This is a genomic window from Stenotrophomonas sp. (assembly GCF_050737075.1).
In the GTDB taxonomy this organism is placed as follows: Bacteria; Pseudomonadota; Gammaproteobacteria; order Xanthomonadales; family Xanthomonadaceae; genus Stenotrophomonas.
On sequence record NZ_JBOHXV010000151.1, the window covers coordinates 1 to 6,554 of the forward strand.

Annotated in this window: 7 protein-coding genes; 3 read left to right on the plus strand and 4 right to left on the minus strand. The window is 68.2% G+C overall.

From position 1 onward, the window contains the following. Positions 1–256 precede the first annotated feature (256 nt). The 4 genes from tatC to ACREPD_RS21375 form a co-directional block, all read right to left on the minus strand. Positions 257–1,006 (minus strand): twin-arginine translocase subunit TatC, encoded by a 750-nt coding sequence (gene tatC / locus ACREPD_RS21360; protein WP_421571002.1) that lies wholly within the window; start codon positions 1,004–1,006, stop codon positions 257–259. Next, positions 1,003–1,494, minus strand: a complete 492-nt coding sequence (tatB, locus tag ACREPD_RS21365) for a Sec-independent protein translocase protein TatB (RefSeq protein WP_431601152.1) — start codon at positions 1,492–1,494, stop codon at positions 1,003–1,005. The genes tatC and tatB overlap by 4 nt, the downstream gene beginning before the upstream one ends. A gap of 15 nt (positions 1,495–1,509) precedes the next feature. Then, positions 1,510–1,737, minus strand: coding sequence for a Sec-independent protein translocase subunit TatA (tatA, locus tag ACREPD_RS21370; RefSeq protein ID WP_431601153.1), 228 nt, complete (start codon positions 1,735–1,737; stop codon positions 1,510–1,512). A gap of 75 nt (positions 1,738–1,812) precedes the next feature. After that, positions 1,813–2,700 carry a lipid-binding SYLF domain-containing protein gene (locus ACREPD_RS21375; RefSeq protein ID WP_431601154.1) on the minus strand — a complete coding sequence of 296 codons (888 nt, stop codon included), beginning with the start codon at positions 2,698–2,700 and terminating at the stop codon, positions 1,813–1,815. A gap of 178 nt (positions 2,701–2,878) precedes the next feature. Between ACREPD_RS21375 and hemH the strand changes: the two genes are divergently transcribed. The 3 genes from hemH to ACREPD_RS21390 form a co-directional block, all read left to right on the plus strand. Next, positions 2,879–3,841: a ferrochelatase gene (hemH, locus tag ACREPD_RS21380; protein WP_431601155.1), complete on the plus strand. Its 963-nt coding sequence runs from the start codon at positions 2,879–2,881 to the stop codon at positions 3,839–3,841. Next, a complete protein-coding gene (locus ACREPD_RS21385; RefSeq protein ID WP_431601156.1) occupies positions 3,838–4,686 on the plus strand; it encodes an alpha/beta fold hydrolase in 849 nt (282 codons plus the stop codon). Before hemH ends, ACREPD_RS21385 begins: the two co-directional genes overlap by 4 nt. Positions 4,687–5,034: 348 nt before the next feature. Further along, positions 5,035–6,554: methyl-accepting chemotaxis protein (locus ACREPD_RS21390; protein WP_431601157.1), on the plus strand; the 1,520-nt coding region annotated here is incomplete at its 3' end.

The following is a 6,554-nucleotide window of genomic DNA, read 5'->3' on the forward strand; positions in this document are numbered from 1 at the left end:
ACGTCCTTGTAGGCTGCTAGAAAACATCCATGTTTTCTAGCGTCCCTACGGGGCATGTCCGCCGCCCGACCCCTCCTGCACCGCGTTGGCGGATGGAAAAGGCAGCGACGCATGGCGTCGCTCTACGGGGTGCGCGCGCTTCGGCGGTAGGATCGGTTCCCAAACGACTGCCCGGAACCGTCCCACGTCCGGTAACGCATTGAAACGATCAGAACGGTAGAGCGACGCCATACGTCGCTGCTCTTTCCAGAGGCCGCTACGAAGCCTGCTTCTCGTCGCTCTTGGCCGGCACCAACCACCGCGATGCGTGGATGCCCAGCTCGTAGAGCAGGCACATCGGGATCGCGAGCATCAGCTGCGACACCACGTCCGGCGGGGTCAGCACCGCGGCCAGCACGAAGATGCCCACGATGGCGTAACCGCGGCCTTCCTTGAACTGCTGCGGGGTGATCCAGCCCAGCAGGGTCAGGATCACCATCGCCACCGGCAGTTCGAAACTGCTGCCGAAGGCGAAGAAGATGGCCAGCACGAAATCCAGATACGCATTCGCGTCCGGGGTGATCGCAATCACTTCCGGGCGGAAGGTGGTCAGGAAGTGGAACACCGCCGGCAACACCAGGAAGTAGGCGAACGCACAGCCGATGTAGAACAGCAGCACGGAGGTGAAAAGCAGCGGCACGGCCAGGCGCCTCTCGCGTGCATACAGCCCCGGCGCCACGAAGGCCCACAGCTGGTACAGCAGCCACGGCACGGCGATGAACAGCGCCACGAAGAAGGTGAGCTTCAGCGGTGCGAAGAACGCCCCGGCCGGGTTGGTCGCGATCATCGACTGCCCGTTCGGCAGCTGCGAGATCAACGGCTCGGCCAGCCAGGTGTAGATCTGCCGCGAGAACGGCATCAGCCCCAGCAGCACCACACCCAGCCCGATCAGGCCGCGCATCAAGCGCGCACGCAGTTCGATCAGGTGTTCGATCAGCCCGCTTTCGGGCGCGTCGTTGCCGCTCATCGCGGAGCCTCCGGTGTCGAAGGCGGGGGATCGCGCGGGGCCTGCCCGTCGATGCCCGGCGGTGCCATCGCATCGCGCGGCTCAGCCGGTTCCGGCTCGGGCTCGGCGGCCACCACGTGCTGGGCGACGCTGGCCGGTGAACCCGGTGCGGGCCCGGTCATGACCGGTTCGTCTGCGGCGTTGGGCGCATCGTCATGGCGCTGCACCTGCCCGCGCATCTGCTCGGCCTCGCGGCGAACGGCCTCGCCACTGGCACGCAACTGCGCTTCGGTGTCGCGCACCGAGTCCTGCGCCTCGCGGAACTGGCGCTTGATCTCATCGGCATGCAGCTCGCGCTCCAGCTCCTGCTTCACCGAATCCCACTGGTTGCGCGCACGGCGCACCCACAGCCCGGCGAAGCGGGCCGCCTTGGGCAGCCGCTCGGGACCGAGCACGACCAAGGCCACTACCGCGATGACCAGCAGTTCACTGAAACCGATGTCGAACACGCCAAGCCGCCCCGGTCAGCGCCGGTCGCGCTCTTGTTCGTTCTGCGAGGTCGTCGTCGGGTCCTGCGGACGCGACTCATCGCTCAGCTGCGCGGTCGGCTTGTCGTCGTCGCGCATGCCCTTCTTGAATTCCTTGACGGCACTGCCAAGGTCTTTGGCGCCACTGGTCAGCTTCTTGGTGCCGAACACCAGCAGAACGATGACCAGCACCACCACCCAATGCCACAAGCTCATACCGCCCATGTGATGCTCGCAATAGCTAGTAAACAGAGGGTTGAGCATAGCGCACCGCCGGTAAGGCGGCGCGCGTGACGAAAGTCAGTTGCCGTCGAGCGATTCAGTGCGTACTTCGCCCTCACCGACCGGCTGGAAACCTTGCTGCGGGGCGGTCTGCGCCGGCACCGCCTGCAGCGGCGCGGTGGTGGCGCCGCTGGCTGCCTGTTCAGCCACGGGTGCCGCGGGCTGCGGCTGCGGGCTGGCGGCCCGTGCCACCGGCGCGCTGCCCTGGGTGCCGCGCTTTTCGCGGGCGGAATAGGTGGCTTCTTCGAGGCGGTCGCGGAAGGCGACCACATCGGTCGACGGCGCCTCACCGTTCCGGCCCTCGAAGACCATGCGCGGCGTGGTGCCGCTGCCGTAGACGTCCAGGACGGCCGCGTCGTCGATCTGCAGCACCGCGCCATCCAGTGCCACGCCGGCGAACAGGCCGCGCGCGCGCGACCACGACCAGATTTCAGCCTTCAGCTGGCCATCGGTGGCGGCGGCGGCGTTGCGCCCGACCGGGCCCGCGGCGATGCCCGCGTCGGCGCCGAGGGTGACCTTGCCGTTCACGATGTTGTCCAGGCTGCGGTCGTTGCGGAACACCAGCACCACGTCGGACGACTGCACGCCGGCCTGGAAGCCGATGCTGCCGCCGGTGAGCTTGATGAACACCGGGTTGGACCAGCTGCCGTCGGCGTTCTTCACCGACATCAGGCCATGGCCGCGACGCCCGCCAATCACCAGACCCGCCTTGATCGTGTCGGGAATGACCACGACCGCGCGTGCTTCGTCGAGCAATTTGTCCGGAATGCCGTCTTCGGGAATCTTCTGGATTTCATCCAGCACACGCACCGCGTTGCGGGCGCGCTGGTCCTCCTGGGGGCCGGCCAGGGCCTGGGTCGACAGCAGGCTGGCGGAGATCAGCAGTACAAGACTGAGGCGGCGCATGGTGGCTCCAGAAAGGGGAACAAATGACAGATATCGACCGTTGATCGATACGCAATACCCGAAATTAGTGGGGTTCAAATGAATCCGCAATGAGTATTACTCGTTTAATTGACGACACTGATCTCAGCGATCCGTCGTTTCCATCCCGGCAATCGCGTAGACCTGCGAGAATGGCGCCATGCTCGACGCACCCGACACCGCCGTGCTGGCGGTCAATCTAGGCACGCCCGAGACGCCAACCGCCCCGGCGGTGCGTCGCTACCTGGCTGAGTTCCTCAGCGACCGCCGCGTGGTTGCGATCCCGCCGCTGCTGTGGAAACCCCTGCTGTTCGGCCTGATCCTGCCCCTGCGCAGTGGCCGCTCGGCGGCCAAGTACGCCCAGGTGTGGCTGCCCGAGGGCTCGCCGCTCATGGTCTACACCCGCCGCTTGGCGCAGGCCATGCAGGACCTGATGCCGACGCTGCGGGTGCGCCACGCCATGCGGTATGGCGCGCCGGCGCTGGGCGCGGAGCTGGACCGGCTCGCCGCCGAGGGCGTGCGGCGGGTCGTGGTCTTGCCGCTGTACCCGCAGTATTCCACCACCACCACCGCCTCCATCGAAGACCAGGTGCGCGACTGGCAGCCGCGGCACCCGGCGGTCACGGTCACGCTGGTGCGCGACTACGCCGTGGATCCGGAGTGGGTCGCGGCGGTGGCCGACAGTATCCGCCAGTGGTGGCAGCAGCACGGCCGCGGCGAGCGCCTGGTGTTCTCCTTCCACGGCATTCCGCAGCGCCTGGCCGACGCCGGCGACCCCTATCCGCAACGCTGCGAGGCCAGTGCGCAGGCGATCGCGCAGGCGCTGGGCCTGGACGACAATGCCTGGACGCTGACCTACCAGTCGCGCTTTGGTCGTGAGAAGTGGCTGCAGCCGTACGCGGAGCCGACGCTGTGGGCGATGGCCGAGAGCGGCGTCAAACGCATCGACGTGGTCTGCCCCGGCTTCGCCACCGACTGCCTGGAAACATTGGAAGAAGTGGCGCTGGGTTTCACCGAAACCGTCGCCGCGCGCGGGGCGCAGATGCGCTACATCCCCTGCCTCAACGATGCGCCTGCGCACGCGCTGGCATTGTCGCGGTTGAGCATCGCCGCGCTCGCATGATCCTGCAGCCCTTCTCGCTGCCGGTCGCCGGCAACCACGTCGCGGGGCTGCGCTCGGCCGCCGGCGAAGGCCCGCGCGTGCTGGCGCTGCACGGGTGGCTCGACAACGCCGCCAGCTTCGTTCCGTTGGCCGCCGCGCTGCCCGCGATGGAGCTGGTGGCGATGGACCTGCCCGGTCACGGCCATAGCACGCACCTGCCGCCGGGCACGCAGTACAACACTCCCGGCGCCCTCTGCCACGTGCTCGACGTGGCCGACGCGCTGGGCTGGGACCGCTTCATCCTGCTCGGCCATTCGATGGGGGCCGGCATCGCCAGCCTCGTCGCGGCGGCGGCGCCGGAGCGTGTCGAACGGCTCATCGCCATCGAAGCCCTCGGCGGCCTGCGTGGCCCCGAGGATGAAACCGCACAGCGCCTGCGCGAGCATGTGCGCGCCGCACGCGCCCTGCCTGGCAAGAAGCTGCGCGTGTTCCCCGACCTGGTGGCGCCGGTGCGCGCGCGGATGATGGCCAACCAGCTCAGCGAGCCCTGCGCGCGGCTGCTGGTCGAACGCGGCGTCATGGCGGTGGACGGCGGCTTCAGCTGGTGCAGCGATCAAAGGCTGATGCTGCCCACCGCGATGCGCCTGAGCGAAGCCCAGATCGACGATCTGCTGGCGGCGATCGAATGCCCCACCCAAGTGATCTACGCCACGCCGGCGCAGTCGTACTATCCCGAGCCGCTGCGCAGCGACCGCATCCGGCTGCTGCGCGATGGGCGCCTCAGCGTGTTCCCCGGCACCCACCACCTGCACATGGAACACCCCCAGCAGGTGGCCGAGGTCATCGCGACCTTCCTCGCTGGCTAGTTCGCCAACGCGCACAGCCATGCAGTGCCGACACGGTGCGACATCCCGTCGCACTCAATAAAACAGCGCCTCGACCGATACCGATACTGCAGCCGACCGATCGGCTGTGTCATCGCCTGCTCCGCCGTTGCGAAGCCGCGTAATTCCCCGGCTTCCTGGACACGTCGTCGCAATGTTCGTTCTTCCCCGCTGTTCCAGATCCCGTCGCCGGCATCCGCCGCTCCGCGACGGTGGCGGCCGTGGCCGCGTTTCGCCGCCGCTCTCTTCTGCCTGCGCCGCGCCGCTCGCCTGCGCGATGTCGCGTGCGCGCATCCGGCCCACTGTTGTCGCTTGAATCCTGGAGGTTCCATGTCACCCCTGCCCGCTACGCCCCGCCCTCCTGATCGTGTGTCGAACCGCTCGCTGAATCCTCACGGCGGCGTTGTGCTGTCGCTCGCCGCCGCAATACTCGGCGCGGTGGCACTGATGTGGTGGCCGCACGCGCCGTCCGTTCCCGTGTGGCTGCTCGCCCTGCGCGTGCTCGTTGTGTCTGCGTTGGCGGGACTGCTCTACGTGCTCGCAGCAAGCATGCGTCGCCAGTCGGCAGCATTGAAGGCGGCGGCGGGTGCGACCGACGCGCTGCTCGCGTTGCAGCAGCAGGTGGAGCGCGATGCGATCTTCCACCGCGCCGACGCGCAGGTACGGCAGTCGTTGGATGTGTCGCGCACGGCGATGATGATCGCCGACGACGACCATGTGATCCGCTACGTGAACCGCGCCGTGGTCGAGCTCCTGCGCAACCAGCAGGACCAGCTGCGCGAGGCGTTTCCCGATTTCGATGCCGATGTGCTGGTCGGCACCAGCATCCACCGCTTCCACGCCAACCCGGCGCGGATTCGCGGCATGCTCGATACGCTGACCCACACCCACCATGGGCGGATCCGGATCGGTCCGGTGCATTTCGCCCAGGTGGTCACCCCGGTATTCGGTACGCAGGGTGAGCGCATCGGCTTTGCGGTGGAGTGGCACGACCGCACCGAGGAGCTGCTGCTCGAAACCGCCGTTGCCGGCATCGTCGACGCAGCGGCAAGCGGCGACCTCGACCAGCGCCTGCCGTCGCGCCGCACCGATGGCAGCTTCCTCGACGGGCTGACCGGCGGCATCAACCAGCTGCTGGACAGTGTGGGCAGTACCGTGGGCGAGCTGCGCCGCATGCTCGCCGCGTTGGCGCAGGGCGACCTGGACCAGCGTATGCAGGGCCAGTTCCAGGGCGCGTTCGAAGCCATGCAGCGCGACGCCAACGACACGGCCGCGCAGCTGGGTGCGATGGTCACGCGCATCCGTCATTGCAGTGGGTCCATCGCCGAGGCCGCCACCGAGATCGCGGTGGGTAACGCCGACCTGTCCGAGCGCACCGAACGCCAGGCGACGCACCTGCAGGAGACCGCCGCCTCCATGGAGGAGCTGACCACCACGGTGCGCCAGAATGCGGCGCAGGCGGGCCAGGCCAGCGCATTGGCGCAGGACGCACACGCCATGGCCACGCGCGGTGGCGAGGTGGTCGCGCGGGCGGTGTCGAGCATGGCGTCCATCCAGTCGGCGTCACAGCGCATCGGCGACATCACCCGGGTCATCGATGGCATCGCGTTCCAGACCAACATCCTGGCGTTGAACGCCGCGGTGGAAGCGGCCCGTGCGGGCGATCACGGCCGCGGCTTCGCGGTGGTCGCCAGTGAGGTGCGCACGCTGGCGCAGCGATCCGCCGACGCGGCCCGCGAGATCAAGCAATTGATCGACAGCTCCAGCGACGAGGTCACCGAAGGGGCGCGCTGGGTGCGTGAGGCGGGACAGACCATGGGCGAACTGGTCGGCAGCGTGGCCAGCGTGAG

What these genes read in the sequence shown, in the direction of transcription:
- tatC (WP_421571002.1), bottom strand. Translation starts at nt 1,006, where the DNA reads ATGAGCGGCAACGACGCGCCCGAAAGCGGGCTGATCGAACACCTGATC.
- tatA (WP_431601153.1), bottom strand. Translation starts at nt 1,737, where the DNA reads ATGGGCGGTATGAGCTTGTGGCATTGGGTGGTGGTGCTGGTCATCGTT.
- ACREPD_RS21375 (WP_431601154.1), bottom strand. Translation starts at nt 2,700, where the DNA reads ATGCGCCGCCTCAGTCTTGTACTGCTGATCTCCGCCAGCCTGCTGTCG.
- hemH (WP_431601155.1), top strand. Translation starts at nt 2,879, where the DNA reads ATGCTCGACGCACCCGACACCGCCGTGCTGGCGGTCAATCTAGGCACG.
- ACREPD_RS21385 (WP_431601156.1), top strand. Translation starts at nt 3,838, where the DNA reads ATGATCCTGCAGCCCTTCTCGCTGCCGGTCGCCGGCAACCACGTCGCG.